The organism is Allocatelliglobosispora scoriae, from assembly GCF_014204945.1.
Lineage (GTDB): Bacteria > Actinomycetota > Actinomycetes > Mycobacteriales > Micromonosporaceae > Allocatelliglobosispora > Allocatelliglobosispora scoriae.
Map to the genome: position 1 here is coordinate 580,880 of NZ_JACHMN010000003.1, position 17,857 is coordinate 598,736.

Genomic DNA, 17,857 nt, shown 5'->3' on the forward strand with positions numbered 1-17,857 from the left:
TGATGTCTCAGCAGGGGAAGGGAACCTCGTGCGACCGGCTCGCCGACTCGACGACGCGTCCGTCGGCCATGGTGACCCGGGCGAACCAGGCGGCGTCGCCGTTGACGAAGTGCGCGGGCCGCGTCGGCAGCACTCGGGTATAGGTCGAGCCGTTGCCGCTCATCGGCTCGACACCCGACAGGGCCTCGTCGCCGTCCGACTCGTAGACCGCCTCGACCTTCGCGACACCGCGGCTCGTCGAGAGCATGACCTGCGCCTTGACCTCCCAGTGGCCCAGGCCCAGCGCGACGCACTTCGCGGCGCTGCGGACGGTCACCGTGGGCAGCGGCCCGGGTGCGGCGGATCTCGACGGTGACGGCTCGGGGCTGGTGAGAACGGCGATGGTGGTCGGGGTCGAGCTCGGTGTGGAGCGGGCCGACACCGAGGGCTTCACCGCACCGGTCGCCACCGAACCACCGGCCGGAGTGCTCGCCGAGGCGACCTGGTGCTCGCTGGGGTGACCAGCGACCAGCACCTCGACCCCGGTGAACCGGTCCTGCGGATCAGGGGCGGTCGCCCGCCCGGCCCACCAGCCGAGGCTGGCGACGACGACACACGTGGCGAGCGCGGCGATCACGAGATTCGTCGATGCGGTGCGGGGGCGCTCGGGTAGCGCGGGGACGGAATATTCCATAGTGGACCGGGCGACGCGCATCGTAGGCATCGATATCGGTATCAGGGCGCCGCAGCCTGGCCGGGGACAGTAGGTCGCGCTACCGACATCCGGCTCACCGCACACCGTGCAGATCACCCACTTGACAATAGGACAATGTAGATAGGTTGGGTATCCCTTGAGCCACCGCTTTAGCATCGATTTACGCACGGTCACGCCGCCATGTCATGCATCTCGCACCATGCATCCTGCACCACTGCGGCCCGACCCACCCGTGCCCCGGTGCGCGGTGAGCGCACCGCTCCGGGCCACCTCAAGATCGCCGCAACTCTTCAATAGTCGGTCCTATCCGTGCGGGGCCGGTGCGGCGGCGGGGATGGACTAGGCTGGAGCGATGTTGTCCGAGGTCACCGCTGTGCGCTACGTGACGCCGCTGCGCGAGGGCGGCTCCCTTCCCGGTGTCGTCGAGGCCGACAACCTCGGCACCTATGTCGCGAAGTTCCGGGGGGCCGGCCAGGGGCCGAAGGCGCTCATCGCCGACGTGATCGGCGGTGAGCTCGCCCGCCGGCTCGGCCTGCCCACGCCCGAGCTCGTCGTGCTCGTCATCGATCCGGTGATCGGCCGTGCCGAGCCCGATGAGGAGGTCCAGGACCTGCTGAAGGCGAGCGGCGGTGCCAACCTCGGCGTCGACTTCCTCTCCGGCGCGCTCGCCTTCGACCCGGCCGTGCACCCCGTCGACGAGCAGCTCGCCTCCCGGGTGCTCTGGCTCGACGCCTTCATCGAGAACGTCGACCGCAGCTGGCGCAACCCCAACCTGCTCATGTGGCGCGGGACGGTCTGGCTCATCGACCACGGTGCGTCGCTCTACTTCCACCACAACTGGCCCCGGGCCGCCGATCACGTGCTCCGGCCGTTCAAGGCCGACGATCATGTGCTGGCGAAGTTCGCGACCGCCGTCGGACAGGCCGATGCCGACCTGCGCCCGCTCGTCACCGACGAGCTGCTCCGCGATGTGCTCGCCCAGGTGCCCGACGAGTGGCTCGTCGACTCGGGCTTCGACGACGCCGAGGCGGGGCGGGAGGCGTACCGGTCGCATCTGCGCGACCGGGCAGCGCGCAGCGAGGCCTGGCTGCCGTGAGAATCCCCTTCGAGTACGCCGTCATCCGCATCATGCCCCGCATCGAACGCGGCGAGCTGCTCAACGTCGGCGTGATCCTGTACTGCCAGCAGCGCGACTACCTCTCGGTGCTGACCCGGCTCGACCCCGACCGGCTGCTCGCCCTCGACCCGGCCGCCGACCTCGGCGCGCTGCGGGTCGCGCTGCACGGCTGGGAGACGACCTGTGACGGCGACACCGACGCGGCGGTGGCGCGGATGAAGCACGGGGAACGTTTCCGCTGGATGGTCGCCCCGCGCAGCACCATCATCCAGCCCGGTGCGGTCCACATGGGACTGACCGAGGAGCCGGCTGCGGAGCACCGCCGCCTCCTCGCCGCCCTGGTCGCGTAGCCAAGCCGACTCCACTCCCACGATCCCCGCCTGTTCCCGCAGCCCTCGTCCCGCTCTGTCCCGCTCCGTCCCGTCGTGCTCTGCGCCCAGCTCGCGGGTGCCCGCGGTGATCGCGTTGTTTTCCGGAAGTAAGCCCTTCAGGCGCACGGTGAGGGGCTTACTTCCGGGAATTAGCGCGATCAAGGTGCGCTGAGGGGGTTACTTCCCGGAAGCAGCGTGATCATGGGTGAGGATGCGGCGGTGCGGGGCTGCTTTGCTCGGATCGGCCCGCCTTCGGCCCGCCTTCGGCGCGGGTTCGGAGCCCTTCGCGACGCTGGCCGCTCCGCCGTGGCGAGCGTTGGTTCCGTCACGCTCGCGTGATCGTGCCATTTCCCGGAAGTAGGCCGATCGGCGCGTGGTGATCGTGCTATTCCCCGGAAGTAAGCCCATTGGCGCGTGGTGATCGTGCTAGTTCCCGGAAGTTAGCCGATCGGCGTGTGGTGATCGTGCTAGTTCCCGGAAGTTAGCCCTTCGGCCCTCCGTGATCGCGCTATTTCCCGGAAGTAAGCCCTTCACCGTGCCTTGGTAGGGCATGTTTCCCGGAAATAGCACGATCACCGTGCGCCGATGGGCTGTTTCCCGAGGCAGCGCGATCATGAGTGGGATGCGGCGGGCTGAGGCTGCCTCGCTCGGATCGGTCCGCACGACCAGCCTCCCTGCCGAGCCCTTGATCGTGCAGCTTCCCGGAAATAAGCCCTTCACCGCGCCCCCGAGGGGACTCTTTCCCGGAAACTGCGTGATCATGGCGCCGAGCGTGGGGTTACTTGCCCGCCGCCCGCCGCCCGCCGCCCGCCGCCCGCCGCCCGCCGCCCGCGCTGCCCGCCCGCTTGGGCTGCCCGCCCGCCTGGTCTGCCCGCCCGCGCTGCCCGCCCACCTGCCTGAGCTGCCTGGGCTGCCCGCCCACCTGCCTGGGCTGCCCGCCCGCCTGCCGGCGTGCCAGCCAGCGTGCGTCTGCTGCCAGACTGCCTGCTTGCCTGTCTGCCAGCCTGACTGCACCTACCTGCGGGCGTTGGGCGGCGCGTGCGCTGGTTGGCGGTGCGTGCGCTGATGGGCGGTGCGTGCGCGGCGGGCCGGGTGCCAGGCTGGGCCGGGCGCGGGCTGTGCGCGGGCTGGGCTGGGCTGTGCGCGGGCTGGGCTGGGCTGTGCGCGCGCTGGGGTGGGCCGGGCTGAGATGTGCGCGGGCTGGGGTGGGATGTGCGCGGGTTGGGGTGGGGTGTGCGCGGGCTGGGGTGGGGTGTGTGACGGGTCAGGGGAGGTAGTAGGTGAGGATGTCCGCGCTCACCGGAGGGAAGAGCGTCGACATCAGCTCGGTCTGCGGTCCCGGGTAGGCATCCGGGTGGCGCCGGGCCAGTCCCGCCAGCCCGTCCGGCCCGAAGAGCAGCGCCGCGACCAGATCCGGCGCCACCGCCGCCCCGCCCTGTGACCCCGGCGCCTGCATCACTCCACCGTTGCGTACCGGCCCGACGACCCCGGCCCGATAGGGCAGCCGCACATGCGACCGGAAGAACGACACGATCGCCTCCCCCTCCGCATCCGCGAACGCCGACGCGGCGAGCCGGGCTCCGAGAACCGGCCGGAGCCGTTCCAGCAGCGCAATGGTGTCCGGTACCCGCAGGTAGTAGAGCTCCGGCCGCTGCGGCGGCGGTCCCAGGTAGTCGGCGAGCGCGGCTGCTGCGAAGGCGCGTGGGCTCGCCTCGACGGTGGATTCGCCCCCGGCCAGCACCGCGTACCGCAGCAGCGCCCGGGCGGCGGCCGGGTCCACGGCGGCGACCTGGCCCAGGTGCACGCCCTCGTCGGGCGGTGTGATCCGTCCCGTCGCCACGGCTGATCCGTTCCGCTCGACGAGCAGCTGGCTGCTGCCGTCGCGCTCGACGAGCCAGCGCCAGCAGGCGGCGGAGTGCGGCATCCGCAGGTCGGCGTCGGCCTGGGCGGCGTCCTGCAGGGCGGCCATCGCGGGGATGTCGGCGGCTCCGGCGACCCTGACGGTATGCGCGCCGTCGTCGTCGGGCAGGCCGGTGACGGGGCGGGTGGGGACGATGGGGACGGCGTACGCGTAGCCGAACTGTCGATAGAAGTAGGGAATTCCGATCATGATCTGGACCAGGTCACCCCGGGCGGCGGAGCGCTCGTGTGCCCAGTTCATCAGGGCTCGCACCAACCCGCGCCCCTCGTAGGCCCGGTCCGTCGCGACGAGGTCGACCTGTCCCGCCGGCAGCGCCACCTCGCCGAGGTGGAGCGTCTCGTCGAGGAGGGTGGCGGTGGAGACGACACGGTCACCATCGACGACGACGGCACAGGACTCCAGCCCGAGGTCGCGCAGCATGAGCCGGAAGTCGACCGCGTCGGCGGGTTCGCCGCGGTCGACGAGGAGTTCGGCGATCTGGGGGAGGTCGCCGGGGGTGGCGGTACGCAGGACGAGCCCGTGGGGGAGCGGGGTCATGGTTCGCAGTCTGCCGCCGCCCGTGCCGGACCACCACCGAGTTTCCTGGCGCGCCCTGCGGGGCTCCCTCGCTGCTCTCGGTCACTCCTCGTGCCAGCGCTGTTCCCGGCGCGCCCTGCGGGGCTCCCTCGCTGCGCTCGGTCACTCCTCGTGCCAGCGCTGTTCCCGGCGCGCCCTGCGGGGCTCCCTCGCTGCGCTCGGTCACTCCTCGTGCCAGCGCTGTTCCCGGCGCGCCCTGCGGGGCTCAGTCGCTCCGCTCCTTCACTCCTCGTGCAGCGCGGTTTTCCGGCGCAGGACGCGCCCAACAGCCGGACACACCCTAGGCTCAGGAGCATGGAGATCGCCGACCACATCGCCGCACTGCGCCGGGACGGGCTGCTCCTCGCCGACGCGGCAGCGATGCACACCCTCGACGAGGCCGTCCCCACGACTCCCGGCTGGACCGTCGGCGACCTGCTGCGCCACATCGGCGAGGTGCACCGCTGGGCGATGAGCCACGTCGCGCAGCAGCGCCTGACGAAGATGCCGACCGAGGAGGAGCAGGAGCTCACCCGCAACTGGCCCGAGGGAGACGACGAACTGCTGGAGTGGTTCTCGTCCGGTCACGAGGCGCTCGTCTTCAGCCTGGAGACCGCCGATCCGGGTCTGCGTTGCTGGACGTTCCTGCCCGCGCCGTCGCCGCTGGCGTTCTGGGCCCGCCGCCAGGCACACGAGACGGCGATCCACCGCGTCGACGCCGAGAGCGTCACCGGCGAGATCACGCCGATCGGTGCCGAGTTCGCCGCCGACGGGGTGGATGAGCTGCTCACCTGCTTCTTCGGGCGGCCGGGACGGTTGCGCGGCGATCCGGCGTACACCCTGGGATTGGTGGCGACCGACCTGCCGCGCGCGTGGCGCGTGAGCGTGGGGCCCACGGTCGTCGTCACCGACGGCGGTGAGGCCGCCGACTGCGTGGTGACCGGGACGGCCGAGGAGCTCTACCTGCTGCTGTGGAACCGGCGCGACCCGGCCGGGCTGGACGTCGTCGGCGACGAAGCGGTGCTCACCCGATGGCGGGACTCCGCGGTCGTGTCGTGGAGCTGATGGCGGTAAAGGTCGCGGCCCGCCCATGCGTTTGCCTGACGTGGACGATTTCAGCGATTTCTATGCGGCGCGCAAGGACACCGTCTTCCGCACCGTAGCGGTCGCCCTCGGCGATCGGGTCGCGGCCGAGGATGCGGTCTCGGAGGCGTTCACCCGAGCATGTGCGGGGTGGTCGCGAGTGAAGGAACATCCGAACCCCACCGCCTGGGTGCTGCGGGTGGCGCTCAACGCGCAACGGTCCTGGTGGCGGCGGGGTCGCCGGGAGGTTCCGGGTGAGGTACCGGAGACGCCGACGGCCGAGGCGGGTAGCGCCGCCCTGCCTGTCGATCTGCGCGCGGCGGTCGCCCGGCTGCCGCAGCGGCAGCGGGAGGTGGTGGCGCTGCGCGTGCTCGCCGACCTCTCGGCCGATGAGGCGGGCGCGCTGCTCGGCATCGCTCCCGCGACGGTCCATGTGCATCTGCACCGCGCGCTCGAAACCCTGCGGCGCGAGCTCAGCGCGAGCGATTACGCCGGGGACCGGTTCCAGGTCGCCGAGTCGGCGGTACGCCGCCAAGCCCGCACCCTCACCGTCCGCCGCCGGGCGATGGCGGCGGCTGCCGTGGTCCTCGTGCTCGCCGCGACGGTGTCGGGGCTGGCGCTGTGGCGCGGCGGTGGCCCGGGGCAGTCGGCGGACCGGCCGGGCCCGACACCGGAGTTCTCCTTCGGCAAGCCGCCCCGCCCGTCGACCTCGGCGACGACCGACGACGGGCGGTGCCGGGAGATCGCGATGCAGCTCGATCCGCAGCTGATGGAGCTGCCCCCGCTGCGGTTCGAACGGGTCGCGGGCCCGTTGCGGCTGCGGCTCTATGGCGGCCTGACCGCGACGGTGGTGTGCTGGGCGACGGATGAGCGGATCGACATCGGCGGCCCGGCGATGAACCTCGATCCCGCGACGCCGGACCTCGGCCTGACCTATGCGTCGATGGGGCAGGGGACGGGACCGGCGGCCGTCGCGTTCGGGCAGCTCCCGCCCGGTGCCACCCGAGTGGAGTTGTCCCGCGCCACGGGCGGCCCGCTCGTCGCGGAGCTGCACGACGGGTGGTGGATCTATTTCGTACCGGACGCGACGACCGGCATCGACCTCGCCGAGGTCACGCGGGTCACCGCCGCCACCCCCACCGGCGACCACGCCCTGACCATCACCCACGGCTGACCCAGGTCGCCACAGCAAGATCGTCGCAACTCTTCAAGAGTTGGTGCTTCAGGCCGCCAGGCCTTAACACCAACTCTTGAAGAGTTGCGACGATCTTGCGCGGGCTAGGCGCGGTGGCCGGCCAAACCCTTGAGGGTGGTGAGGCCCGGGACGGCGATGCGGCCCTGCTCGGCACCGGTCGCCGGGTCGTGCCAGCTCACCGCTCCGGTCTGTCCGACATAGACGCGCTTGGCGTCCGGGCTCAGGACGAGGCCGGTGATCTCCTCGTCGACCGGCCACTCGGCGGCCACCGCCCACCGGGTGAGGTCGACGACGCGGACCGACTTCCCGGCACCGAGCAGCAACCGGCTGCCGTCGGTGGCGGCGGCGCCGGTGCCGGTCGCCTTGCCGAGGGCGGCGGTCCGGCCCACGGTCTGGTTCTCGGTGTAGATCTCCGCGAGGCCGCCGGAGGCCGCGTCGGCGACGTAGAGCTTGGCGCCGTTGGGGGTGATCGCCATCGAGTGCCCGCTCGGCGCGCCCTCGCCGAACGGGTGCGGCAGGTCGATGCAGAACGCCCAGCGCGCGACGAGGTTCAGCGTGTGCACGAAGGCGTGCGCGTTACCCGGCCGACCGCTGAGCAGGTCCCGGGTGTGCGCGTGCCCCGGCTGGTGGGTGTAGAGCGTGTAGAGCGTCATCCGGTCGGGTGCCAGCACGGCCTGGCGGCCCTCGCCGCGCATCTCCTCCTCGGCGCCGGCCGGGACCGGGACCTTGTCCCGGGTGAGCAGCGGTCCCGGCTGCTTGCTGGCGAGGTCGACGAGGCGTACGCGGTAGTGGTCCGGCGCCGCGGCGGGCAGCCATTCGAGCACGAAGAGCCCGGTGAGGTCCTCGGTGAACGTCTCGGGTACGAAGTTGCCCCGCAGCTGCAACTCCGTCCGGACCCCGTCGAGGTCGGCGATGAGGACCGGCGTCGTCTCCCGGCCGGCCGGGAGCTTGCCCGTCACATCGACGGCGACCTGGGTGAGCGCGACCCGGGAACCCTCACCGGAGACCGCCTGCGGCACCCACCGGCCCGGTAGCTGGATCGGGGCGGAGGTCTTGCCGGTGGCGGTGTCGACCCGCCAGAAGGCGGTGTCGTCGCCCGCCGGGGAGGTGGCATAGATCGCGAGCCCGTCATGGGTGACCGCAGACCGGGGGATGACCTGCCGGTCGGCGCCGCGCAGGATGCCGGTTCCGTCCTCGACCTCGACGAGCAGCGCGTCCGGGAGGCTCGTCGCGCCGGCGGCCGGGTTGCCCGATGGATCGCAGCCGACCAGCGCGGCGGCGCCGGTGCCTGCCAGAAGCGTGAGCAGGGTACGCCGGGAGAGTGCCGGCGCGCCGGGAGTGTTTGCCATCATGTCCGGGTGACACCGCCCGGCCCGGGAAGGTTCCATCCGAGCGGAGTGGAACCTGATCGGCGCGAGCGGTGTCATGAGGGTGTTCTCAACGGAGGTTCCCCTGGACGACGACGAGATCGTCAACCGAGCACGGGCAGGTGACCTGGCAGCCTATGAGCTGCTGGTCGCCCGGCACACCGCGTCCGCGTACCGGACGGCGGTGCTGCTCGGCGCGGGCTCCGACGCGGAGGACGTCATCCAGGAGGCGTTTGTGAAGGCGTACCGCAAGCTCGCCAAATACCGCGGCGAGTCCACCTTCCGCTCCTGGCTGCTCGCGATCGTCGCCAACGAGACCCGCAATCTCCACCGTTCGCGGGGACGCCGGGACGGGCTCGTGCTCCGGGCCGCGGCGGCCGATCCGATGTCGGAGATCGCCGAGGACGCCGCGGTGGGCTCCGCGCTCGCCGGTGAGCGCCGATCCGCGCTGGTGGGGGCCCTGCGACTGCTGCCGGAGAAGGACCGAGAGGTGATCGTCTGCCGGTTCCTGCTCGATCTCAGCGAGGAGGAGACGGTGACGATGCTGGGCTGGCCGCGCGGCACGGTCAAGTCCCGCACGTCCCGCGCCCTGGTGAAGCTGCGCGGCCTGCTCGACAGCGGTCTCGCGGAGAGCGGGGAGGTGCGGCATGGATGACCTCGAGAAGGAGCTCCGCGACCTCTCCAGCTGGCTGACCACCCCCGACGCGCCCGATGTGACGGCTGCGGTGCGCAACCGGCTGACGGCGAAGCCGAAGCCGCGCCGCCGGTGGCGCTACTACCTCGCCGCCGTCGTGGTGGCGCTGCTCGTCGGGCTGCTGCCACCGGGGCGGGCCGCGCTCGCCGACGCGGTGACCAGCCTGCTGCGCTTCGCCGGAATCACCGTCGACACCTCGTCCGGACCGGTGCCGCACAGCGCCAGCCCGTCGCCGCTGCCCTCGCAGCGCTCGGCCGCGCTGGTCGAGGCCGAGCAGAAGGTACGCTTCCCGATCCGCGTCCCGGCGTTGCTCGGCCAGCCGGAGCAGGTGCTCATCGCCGACCCCGACGCCTCGGGCACGTACCGCGTCGTGACGCTGGTCTATCGCGGCGGGGCACTGCGGCTCGACGCCTTCGACGGCAGCCTGGACCCGATGTTCACCAAGCAGAGCGGTGGCCAGGACATCACCTGGACCCAGGTCGGCGGCGACTTCGCGCTGTGGATCGGCGGGCCGCACGATGTCGCCTATGTGGACCGCGCGGGCCAGGTGCGGATCGAGACCGCCCGGCTCGCCGCGTCGACCCTGATCTGGCAGGAAGCGGGTGTCAGCTATCGGCTGGAGGGCGACCTCAACCAGTTCCAGGCGCTGGAGATCGCGGAATCCCTGGGCTGACCTGCTACGCCGCGCGGGTGAATGTGATGGGATTGGTCACACCTGGGCACAGCTGGTCACGTTAGTGGGTGTATGGTTCGATGCAGCGCTCCGGGGACTCAGGTGATCATGTGGGCGCGCGATTCCGATGAGATGCCGCTACGAAAAAGCCGGCGCCGTCGCATCGTGGCGCTGAGCGCAGCCTGAATCCTTCCCCGGCCGTTTCAGCTTTCACCAATTCTGCTCAACCGTTTCTTAGTCAACTCCGGCCCCGCCGGTGGATGCTGCCCGCACGTGTGCGGCCACCCATCGCCGGCGCCGGTGGAGGAGTCTGCATGACCGTCACCCAGTCCGCACCGAACCGCCGCCCTCGTCGCCGCCCCGCGCAGTCCGTGGTTGCGCACCCCCTCGTCGAGCACGCCGTCCGCGTTGCTCCCGAGCGAGCGGTCACCGAGCCCGGGCAGCCCATCGCCGCCGCGCCAGTGACCGGCGGTTTCGCCAACCTCGGGCTGCCCGCACCGCTGCTGGCGGTGCTGGCGAAGCAGGGGCTCACCACGCCCTTCCCGATCCAGGCCGCGACGATCCCGGACGCACTGGCGGGCCGCGACGTGCTCGGGCGCGGTCAGACCGGATCGGGCAAGACGCTCGCCTTCGGCCTGCCGCTGCTCGCCCGCATCGCCGGTCGGCGCGCCCAGCCCGGCCGCCCGCTGGCGCTGGTGCTGGTGCCCACCCGTGAGCTCGCCGCGCAGGTCACCGCCTCGCTGGCACCCTATGCCGCCGCGATGCGCCTGAAGTCCGCCACCGTCGTCGGCGGCCTCTCGATCGGCGCGCAGGCCAACGCCCTGCGCAACGGCGTCGAGCTGCTCGTCGCCACGCCGGGCCGCCTCACCGACCTCGTCAACCGGGGCGACTGCCGCCTCGACCAGATCGCGATCGCGGTCGTCGACGAGGCCGACCAGATGGCCGACATCGGCTTCCTGCCGCAGGTCACCCGACTGCTGAAGGACGTGCCGGCCGGTGGCCAGCGCATGCTCTTCTCGGCCACCCTCGACCGGGGCGTGGATCGGCTGGTGCAGCGCTTCCTCGCCAACCCGGTGACCCACTCCGTCAACCCGCCCAAGGCGGCGACGGTTTCGACGATGACCCACCACCTGCTCCAGGTCGACCTCGCCGACAAGCAGCCCGCCGTCGCGGAGATCGCGGCCCGGGACGGTCGCGTGATCATGTTCGTCGATACCAAGCACGGTGCCGAGCGCCTCGCCAAGCACCTGCTCAGCAGGGGTGTGCACGCCGCGGCGCTGCACGGTGGCAAGTCGCAGGGGCAGCGTACGCGTGCCCTGGAAGGCTTCCGGACCGGTGCCGTGACGGCGCTGGTCGCGACGAACGTCGCAGCTCGCGGCATTCACATCGACGATCTCGACCTCGTCGTCAACGTCGACCCGCCCGCGGACGGCAAGGACTACCTGCACCGTGGGGGCAGGACCGCCCGGGCCGGGCAGTCGGGCACCGTGGTGACCCTGGTCCTGCCGCACCAGCGGCGCGAGGTCTCCCGGCTGATGTCGGCCGCGGGCATCCGGGCGGAGTGCGTCACCGTCCACGCCGGACACCCGGAGCTGGCCCGCGTCACCGGTGCCCGCACGCCCACCGACATCGCGGTCGCCCCGGTGACCGCGATCTCGCAGCGCCGCGTCGGCGAGTCCGGCGCCCGTCCGGCCTCCGCGACGCGGGCCCGCCGCCGAGGCCCCCGCCACGCCTGACCGACCGCCACCGGTCACGCTTTGCAGCAAAACGTGGCCTCCCAGCGCGAAATGACCACGCTTTGCTGCAAAACGTGACGCACGAAGCGCGACGCACGAAGCGCGACGCACGAAGCGTGACCGCGCGGACCGCGTGACGCACGCAAGATCGCCGCAACTCTTCAAGAGTTGCGGCGATCTTCACGTGCGGGGAGGTCCGCGGCCTACTCGTCCGTGGGGGACTGCTTGCGCAGCTCCTCCTCGCGGCGGCGCAGGTCGGCCTCCCACTTGCGCATCAACTCCCGATCAGCCTCGGTGCTCTCGCGCTGCCGATCCGCGATTGACTGCAGGAACGCGGGATCGTCGTCGGGCGCGAGCTGCCGGGGAGCGCTCTGCGGGGCCCGGCCCGGTCCGGGTCGGCGACGGATCCGTGGCTGCCTGCCGTAGGCGAACCACAGGATCGGTCCGAGCAGCGGCAGGAAGACGATGGCGAGCATCCAGATCAACTTGGGGAAGACGGCGAACTCTTCGTCCTCGGTGGTGCTGCACACGATGAGTGCCGCGATCGTCAGCACGAGATCCAGCAGGAAGAGGAGGAACCAGACGCGAATCACGTGTCGAGGGTAGCGTTCCGGAGGTGCCGCGGTGTGGCTCCGAACGGCTAGCATCGGGCCGCATCCACCCATCGGGGAGACCGGCATGAGCCTGCAGGACAGTCTGGCGCAGGCCGCGTCGTACCACCGGATCGAGGGAGCGGTCGCGGCGGTCACCCACGGCGGCCGCCGTCGAGCCGCGGCGACCGGCGCCTACGCCTCGCCGGATGCACTCGTCCGCACAGCCTCGGTGCAGAAGCCCATGGTGGCGATGGCCGCGCTGCTGGCGGTCGGCACAGACGGGCTCGACGCACCGGTCGTCGACGACCTGCCGGAGCTCGCCGACCGCTGGAGGATCGATCGCGGGATCACCCTGCGGCACCTGCTCAGCCACACCGCGGGCGTGCACTCGGACCTGACCAAGGAAGCCGCCTTCGGCCTCGGCGTCGGCGACGACGCGCTCGCCGCCGCCGTCGCGCACGTGGCCGAGCGGGGTCAGCGGTTCCCGCTCGGGGCGGCCTGGGAATACTGCAACGCCGGGTTCTACCTGGCCGCGCACGTGCTGGCGACCCGGGCGGGCACGAGCTTCGAGCAGTTCCTCGCCGACATGCTCTTCACCCCGCTCGGCATGGCGAGCACCACCTTCGAGCACGAGACGGAGTCCTATCCGCGCGCTCGCCGCGCCGCGGGCGGGCTCTGGTCGACCGGCCGCGACGTGCTCACCTTCGCCGAGTTCGCGCTCACCGATCCGCGTGGACGGGCAGCGCTCGACGTGATGAGCGAGCCGGTCGCGGAGACCTACCTCGGCACGCCCTATGGCCTGGGGCTGCAGGTCGGCGGGTCGGTGCTGTGGCAGAGCGGGTCGTTCGCGCCGTTCGGCACGCGGCTCACCCTCGTCCCCGAGCAGGGCTACGCAGCCTTCGTCGCCGCCCGAGGCGTCAAGCGTGATCCGGTCGTCGAGGAGGTGATGCGCGACGAACTGCGCGACCTCGGTGTCTCCGGTCCGGCCGCCGCACAGCGCGCCGCCGTCTCGGTCCGCGCCTGGGTCCGGCTGCGCCGCTCCCTCCTCAAGGAGTAGCCGCTCCCTCAAGGAGCAGCCGCTCCCTCATCAAGGAGTGAGGGCGGTCAGCCGAGGTCGGCGTCGGCGAGCGCCTTCTTGCGCTGCTTGGTGGTGAGGCGGTCGACGTAGACCTTGCCGTCGAGGTGGTCGCACTCGTGCTGCAGGCAGCGCGCCATCCGCCCGGTGCCGTCGACCCGGATCGGCTCGCCGGTCTTGTCGAACCCGGTGACATAGGCGAGCGCCGTCCGCGCCAGCTCCGCCTGGGCACCGGGGACGGAGAGGCAGCCCTCGCGGTCCTCGATGAGCTCGCGCGGCGGCGGGGGCAGGTGCAGCACCGGGTTGACGACGTGGCCGACCTGCCGGACCTGTTGCGCGTCGGGGCAGTCGTAGACGAAGATCCGCAGCCCGACACCGATCTGGTTGGCCGCGAGCCCGACGCCGCGAGCCTCGTACATGCTGGCGAACATGTCGTCGATGAGCGTGGACAGCTCCTCGTCGAAGGTCGTGACCTCCGCGCACGGCTGATGCAGGACGGGTGTGCCGTATTTCGTGATCGGACGAGCGGTCCCGGTCTCTGCTGGCATGGTGACTGATTCTAGACAGCGCCCCGAGGCGATGAAATCCGGCAAGCCCGACAGCCGGAAACCTCCTCTTTACATAGACAGAACCATGATGGAAACTTGCAGAACTTCCACCCCACTTGCGCAACCTCTTTCATAAGGGAGCAAGCTCGTGAGGTTCCGTCCCACTGCACGTCCCACTGCACGCAGACGTTGGGCCGTGGCGGTTCTCGCCGCCACAGCCCTGACGGCAGCCCTCCTGCCCGCGATCGCCAGTGCGGCGCAGACCGTCACCGTCTACTATCAACCGGCCGCAGGCTGGACCGCGACGAACATTCACTACCAGCCCAACGGCGGCTCCTGGACGACTCCGCCCGGCGTCGCCATGCAGGCCGCCTGCACCGGCTGGGTGGCCAAGACGATCGACCTGGGGTCGGCGAACGGCCTGCAAGTCGCTTTCAACAACGGCTCCGGCACCTGGGACAGCAGGAACGGCGCCAACTACACCCTCGGCACCGGCGAGGTGACCGTCTCCGGCGGCGTCATCGGCGCGGGCAACCCGTGCGTACCGCACCCGGTGACGGTCTTCTACAAGCCGCCGACCGGCTGGACCACGACCAACATCCACTACCAGCCCAACGGCGGTGCGTGGACCACCTCACCCGGGGTGCCGATGGCCGCCGCCTGCACCGGGTGGGTGAAGAAGACCATCGAGCTGGGTACGGCGACCGGGCTCACCGCCGTCTTCAACAACGGCGCCGGGACCTGGGACAACAAGGGGGGCGCCAACTACGCCCTCGGCACCGGCAACGTCACGGTCGCCAACGGGGTGATCGGATCCGGCGACCCCTGCGGCACCGGCCCGTCCCCGAGCCCGAGCACGTCCCCGAGCCCGAGCACGTCCCCGAGCCCGAGCACGTCCCCGAGCCCGAGCACGTCCCCGAGCCCCAGCCCGAGTCCGAGCTCCAGCCCGAGCACGCCGCCGACGAACAACGCCGAGGTCTACTACTACGTCAAGACCCGGGCGTGGACCGCTGCCAACGTGCACTACCAGCCCACGGGTGGTGCGTGGACCGCGGTTCCGGGCGTCGCGATGACCCTCGTCTGCACCGACTGGATGCGCCGCTCGATCGACCTGGGCACCGCGACCGGGCTCGCCGCCGCCTTCAACAACGGCACCGGGACCTGGGACAACAACAACGGCAACAACTACGCCCTCGGCCGGGGACGCACGACCGTCAAGGACGGCGTCGTCACCGCCAACGCCACCGATCCGTGCGGCACGGTCGTCCCCGACACGACGCCGCCGACGGTGCCGACCGGGGTCACCGCCTCGGCGAGCGGCCTGATCATCACGCTCGGCTGGACGGCGTCGACGGATGCCGTGGGGGTCACCGGATACGAGGTCACGCGCACTGGTGGCCTGCTCGGCACTGTCGTCCGCACGACGGGGAGCGTCGGGTTCGTCGACGGTCCGCTGACGGCTCGGACGGCGTACACCTATTCGGTGAAAGCCTTTGACCTGGCCGGGAACAAGAGTGCCGCGAGTGTCTCGGTGAGCGCGACCACCGGGGACGCGCCGCCGCCACCGGCGGGCGGCACGCCGCTGGGCGGCGATCCGCGCGAGGATTCGATCTATTTCGTGATGACGGCCCGCTTCGCCGACGGCGTCACCGCCAACAACCGGGGCGGCAGCCAGCACGTGAAGTCGGGCAACGCCGCCAACAACGACCCGATGTTCCGGGGCGACTTCCAGGGCCTGATCAACCGGCTCGACTACATCAAGGGCCTGGGCTTCTCCGCGATCTGGATCACGCCGGTGGTGCTCAACCGGTCGGACTACGACTTCCACGGCTACCACGGCTGGGACTTCTACCGCGTCGACCCGCGGTTGGAGACTCCCGGCGCGAGCTATCAAGATCTGATCAACACCGCGCACGGCAAGGGCATGAAGATCTACCAGGACGTGGTCTACAACCACAGCTCGCGCTGGGGGGCCAAGGGCCTCTACCAGACCACCACCTTCGGGGTACGCGACGCGCAGTGGTCCTGGTACTACGACCAGCCGGTCGCGGGCTTCGAGTACGACGGCCTGACGATCGACCCCAACACCGGCAAGAGCTGGTATAACGGTGATCTCTGGTCCAACACCGCACCGGCCGGCAACACCTGCATCGACTGGGGTAAACCCACGCAGTGGACGAGCCCCGAGGGCTACCGGATCTACACCTGCCAGTGGCCGAGCCCGACGGCGAAGATGTTCCCCGCCAACCTCTATCACCAGTGCTGGATCGGCAACTGGGAGGGCGAGGACGCGCGGAGCTGCTGGCTGCACGAGGACCTCGCCGACTTCAACACCGAGAACCCGATCGTCCAGCAATATCTGATCAACGCCTACAACCGCTACATCGACATGGGCGTCGACGGCTTCCGGATCGACACGGCCGTGCACATTCCGCGCGTCACCTGGAACAGGCGATTCCTGCCCGCGATCCAGCAGCACGCGGTGGAGAAGTTCGGCGCCAAGGGCAACGACTTCTACGTCTTCGGCGAGGTCGCGGCATTCGTCAACGACAAGTGGAACCGCGGCTCGGTCAACCACTCCGCCCAGTTCTTCACCTGGAAGGAGCGGGGCACCTTCAGCGCCGACGACGAGACCGCGGCGATAGAGCAGTTCAACTACGAGAACAATCTGGGTACGGGGAACCAGCCCACCAGCACCAACGCGTTCCTGTCGGGCAATGATTACCACACGCCGGACCACTCGAAGTTCTCCGGCATGAACATCATCGACATGCGCATGCACATGAACTTCGGCGACGCACCGAATGCCTTCTGGAACGGCAAGGACACCGACGACTCGACCAACGACGCCACCTATAACGTCGTCTATGTCGACTCGCACGACTTCGGCCCCAACAAGTCGAGCGTGCGATACAACGGCGGCACCGACGCGTGGGCCGAGAACATGAGTCTGATGTGGACGTTCCGGGGTGTCCCGACGCTCTACTACGGCTCGGAGATCGAATTCCAGGCGGGCAAGCCGATCGACTGCGGGCCGACCTGCCCGCTGGCGACGACGGGCCGGGCCTACTTCGGCGACCAGATCGAGGGCACGGTCGTCGCGCCCGACTTCGGCGTCGTCAGCAGCGCGACCGGTCCGGTGGCGACGACGCTGGCCAAGCCACTCGCCAAGCACCTGCAGCGGCTCAACCAGATCCGCCGAGCGGTGCCCGCGCTGCAGAAGGGGCAGTACTCGACGGCCGGGGTGAGCGGCGCGTCGATGGCGTTCAAGCGGCGGTTCACCCAGGGCTCGGTGGACAGCTTCGCGCTGGTCGCGATCTCCGGCGCGGCCACCTTCACCGGGATCCCCAACGGGGTCTACACCGATGTGATCACCGGTGACGTCAAGACGGTCGTCAACGGTACGCTCGCGACGGCGGCGATCGGCAAGGGCAACCTCCGCGTCTACGTGCTGAGCCTGCCCGGCAACCCCGCTCCCGGCAAGATCGGCTCCGACGGCCCCTACCTGCACGCCTAACCCGTCAGCAGACCCAAGATCGCTCAAGGTCGCTTAAGATCGCCAAGATCGCCGCAACTCTTGAAGAGTTGGTCCTAACGGGTTTATGGGACCAACTCTTCAAGAGTTGCGGCGATCTTGCACGACGCCCCCGGGATGCGGCGGAATCGGTTAGTCTCCGCTCCTAGCACGGCGAGGTCGGGACGGGGAGAAGGCATGGGTACGCAGATCGCACGATGGCTGGCCGGGCCGCGCAAATGGGTCGCGGCCGCAGTGGCGGTGGTCCTGATCGGGCTGGTCACCTGGCTGGTCTGGCCGTCGCCGGAGCCGCCGAGGGCCCGTAAGTTCCTGGAGATCACGGCCTGCCTGCTCACCGACGACAAGGGGATCACCGGGCCGCAGGCGGCGCAGATCTGGGCCGGCATGGGCGACGCCTCCGCCGAGAACCACGTGCAGACCGAGTACCTCGCCGTCACCGGTGACCAGACGGCGGAGAACGCCCTCGCCTACCTCAACGGCCTCGCCATGGGCCACTGTGACCTGCTCTTCGCCACCGGCGATGCCCAGGTGGCGGCCGTGCGCACCGGTGCTGCCCGATTCCCCGCGGTGCTCTTCCGGCCGGTCGGGCAGGTGCCGTCGGCGGCGAACGTCGAGTCCGTGCAGGGTGACGACCTGCGCTCGGCCGCTCGCGACATCGTCAAGGGAAGTCTCGCCACCGACTCCTGATCCGTCCAGAAAG

16 protein-coding genes are annotated in these 17,857 nt (G+C 70.6%); 10 read left to right on the forward strand and 6 right to left on the reverse strand.

The genetic code is table 11. The features are described from left to right. Nucleotides 1-7 precede the first annotated feature (7 nt). Entirely contained in the window at nt 8-673 is a 666-nt protein-coding gene (locus F4553_RS29305; RefSeq protein ID WP_184842289.1) for a hypothetical protein, read from the reverse strand. 373 nt (nt 674-1,046) lie between these two features. On the opposite strand from F4553_RS29305, the gene F4553_RS29310 reads away from it, so the two are divergent. Then, nucleotides 1,047-1,790 (forward strand): HipA family kinase, encoded by a 744-nt coding sequence (locus tag F4553_RS29310; RefSeq protein ID WP_184842292.1) that lies wholly within the window; start codon nt 1,047-1,049, stop codon nt 1,788-1,790. Then, nucleotides 1,787-2,161, forward strand: a complete 375-nt coding sequence (locus F4553_RS29315; protein WP_184842295.1) for a DUF3037 domain-containing protein — start codon at nt 1,787-1,789, stop codon at nt 2,159-2,161. The genes F4553_RS29310 and F4553_RS29315 overlap by 4 nt, the downstream gene beginning before the upstream one ends. Before the next feature lie 799 nt (nt 2,162-2,960). Here the strand turns inward: F4553_RS29315 and F4553_RS40265 are convergent. Continuing rightward, nucleotides 2,961-3,104: a hypothetical protein gene (locus tag F4553_RS40265; RefSeq protein ID WP_221470528.1), complete on the reverse strand. Its 144-nt coding sequence runs from the start codon at nt 3,102-3,104 to the stop codon at nt 2,961-2,963. A 342-nt stretch (nt 3,105-3,446) separates the two neighbouring features. Continuing rightward, complete coding sequence (locus tag F4553_RS29320) at nt 3,447-4,640, reverse strand: GNAT family N-acetyltransferase (protein ID WP_184842297.1); 1,194 nt, start codon at nt 4,638-4,640, stop codon at nt 3,447-3,449. Between the two features lie 333 nt (nt 4,641-4,973). Here F4553_RS29320 and F4553_RS29325 point away from each other — a divergent pair, with 333 nt between their 5' ends. Together F4553_RS29325 and F4553_RS29330 are read left to right on the forward strand one after the other, a co-directional pair. Then, nucleotides 4,974-5,723, forward strand: coding sequence for a maleylpyruvate isomerase family mycothiol-dependent enzyme (locus F4553_RS29325; RefSeq protein ID WP_184842300.1), 750 nt, complete (start codon nt 4,974-4,976; stop codon nt 5,721-5,723). Between the two features lie 25 nt (nt 5,724-5,748). Continuing rightward, nucleotides 5,749-6,915 (forward strand): RNA polymerase sigma factor, encoded by a 1,167-nt coding sequence (locus F4553_RS29330; protein WP_184842303.1) that lies wholly within the window; start codon nt 5,749-5,751, stop codon nt 6,913-6,915. A 104-nt stretch (nt 6,916-7,019) separates the two neighbouring features. Here F4553_RS29330 and F4553_RS29335 read toward each other — a convergent pair whose 3' ends face one another. After that, nucleotides 7,020-8,285 carry a YncE family protein gene (locus F4553_RS29335; protein ID WP_246467511.1) on the reverse strand — a complete coding sequence of 422 codons (1,266 nt, stop codon included), beginning with the start codon at nt 8,283-8,285 and terminating at the stop codon, nt 7,020-7,022. Between the two features lie 76 nt (nt 8,286-8,361). Between F4553_RS29335 and F4553_RS29340 the strand changes: the two genes are divergently transcribed. The 3 genes from F4553_RS29340 to F4553_RS29350 all read left to right on the forward strand — a co-directional run bounded on the left by F4553_RS29340 (nt 8,362) and on the right by F4553_RS29350 (nt 11,406). After that, on the forward strand, nt 8,362-8,958 hold the full coding sequence (locus tag F4553_RS29340) for an RNA polymerase sigma factor (protein ID WP_184842309.1): 597 nt from the start codon (nt 8,362-8,364) through the stop codon (nt 8,956-8,958). Next, nucleotides 8,951-9,670 carry a hypothetical protein gene (locus tag F4553_RS29345; protein ID WP_184842311.1) on the forward strand — a complete coding sequence of 240 codons (720 nt, stop codon included), beginning with the start codon at nt 8,951-8,953 and terminating at the stop codon, nt 9,668-9,670. Before F4553_RS29340 ends, F4553_RS29345 begins: the two co-directional genes overlap by 8 nt. A 314-nt stretch (nt 9,671-9,984) precedes the next feature. After that, nucleotides 9,985-11,406 (forward strand): DEAD/DEAH box helicase, encoded by a 1,422-nt coding sequence (locus F4553_RS29350; protein WP_184842314.1) that lies wholly within the window; start codon nt 9,985-9,987, stop codon nt 11,404-11,406. Between the two features lie 203 nt (nt 11,407-11,609). On the opposite strand, the gene F4553_RS29355 is transcribed toward F4553_RS29350, so the two are convergent. Next, complete coding sequence (locus tag F4553_RS29355) at nt 11,610-11,999, reverse strand: PLD nuclease N-terminal domain-containing protein (RefSeq protein WP_184842317.1); 390 nt, start codon at nt 11,997-11,999, stop codon at nt 11,610-11,612. An 85-nt stretch (nt 12,000-12,084) separates the two neighbouring features. Between F4553_RS29355 and F4553_RS29360 the strand changes: the two genes are divergently transcribed. Next, entirely contained in the window at nt 12,085-13,056 is a 972-nt protein-coding gene (locus tag F4553_RS29360; RefSeq protein WP_184842320.1) for a serine hydrolase domain-containing protein, read from the forward strand. Between the two features lie 47 nt (nt 13,057-13,103). Here the strand turns inward: F4553_RS29360 and def are convergent, their stop codons facing one another. Further along, nucleotides 13,104-13,622 (reverse strand): peptide deformylase, encoded by a 519-nt coding sequence (def, locus tag F4553_RS29365; RefSeq protein ID WP_184842323.1) that lies wholly within the window; start codon nt 13,620-13,622, stop codon nt 13,104-13,106. Nucleotides 13,623-13,818: 196 nt separating this feature from the next. Between def and F4553_RS29370 the strand changes: the two genes are divergently transcribed. Together F4553_RS29370 and F4553_RS29375 are read left to right on the forward strand one after the other, a co-directional pair. Beyond that, nucleotides 13,819-17,139, forward strand: a complete 3,321-nt coding sequence (locus tag F4553_RS29370; RefSeq protein WP_312875430.1) for a carbohydrate binding domain-containing protein — start codon at nt 13,819-13,821, stop codon at nt 17,137-17,139. A gap of 195 nt (nt 17,140-17,334) precedes the next feature. Then, nucleotides 17,335-17,844: a BMP family ABC transporter substrate-binding protein gene (locus F4553_RS29375; RefSeq protein WP_184842329.1), complete on the forward strand. Its 510-nt coding sequence runs from the start codon at nt 17,335-17,337 to the stop codon at nt 17,842-17,844. The last annotated feature ends 13 nt before the right edge of the window (nt 17,845-17,857 follow it).

Bases quoted from the DNA above. Each gene is read 5' to 3' on its own strand.
- def (WP_184842323.1), bottom strand. From the start codon at position 13,622: ATGCCAGCAGAGACCGGGACCGCTCGTCCGATCACGAAATACGGCACA.
- F4553_RS29345 (WP_184842311.1), top strand. From the start codon at position 8,951: ATGGATGACCTCGAGAAGGAGCTCCGCGACCTCTCCAGCTGGCTGACC.
- F4553_RS29320 (WP_184842297.1), bottom strand. From the start codon at position 4,640: ATGACCCCGCTCCCCCACGGGCTCGTCCTGCGTACCGCCACCCCCGGC.
- F4553_RS29325 (WP_184842300.1), top strand. From the start codon at position 4,974: ATGGAGATCGCCGACCACATCGCCGCACTGCGCCGGGACGGGCTGCTC.
- F4553_RS29350 (WP_184842314.1), top strand. From the start codon at position 9,985: ATGACCGTCACCCAGTCCGCACCGAACCGCCGCCCTCGTCGCCGCCCC.
- F4553_RS29375 (WP_184842329.1), top strand. From the start codon at position 17,335: ATGGGTACGCAGATCGCACGATGGCTGGCCGGGCCGCGCAAATGGGTC.
- F4553_RS29330 (WP_184842303.1), top strand. From the start codon at position 5,749: ATGCGTTTGCCTGACGTGGACGATTTCAGCGATTTCTATGCGGCGCGC.
- F4553_RS29310 (WP_184842292.1), top strand. From the start codon at position 1,047: ATGTTGTCCGAGGTCACCGCTGTGCGCTACGTGACGCCGCTGCGCGAG.
- F4553_RS29360 (WP_184842320.1), top strand. From the start codon at position 12,085: ATGAGCCTGCAGGACAGTCTGGCGCAGGCCGCGTCGTACCACCGGATC.
- F4553_RS29335 (WP_246467511.1), bottom strand. From the start codon at position 8,285: ATGGCAAACACTCCCGGCGCGCCGGCACTCTCCCGGCGTACCCTGCTC.
- F4553_RS29305 (WP_184842289.1), bottom strand. From the start codon at position 673: ATGGAATATTCCGTCCCCGCGCTACCCGAGCGCCCCCGCACCGCATCG.
- F4553_RS29340 (WP_184842309.1), top strand. From the start codon at position 8,362: ATGAGGGTGTTCTCAACGGAGGTTCCCCTGGACGACGACGAGATCGTC.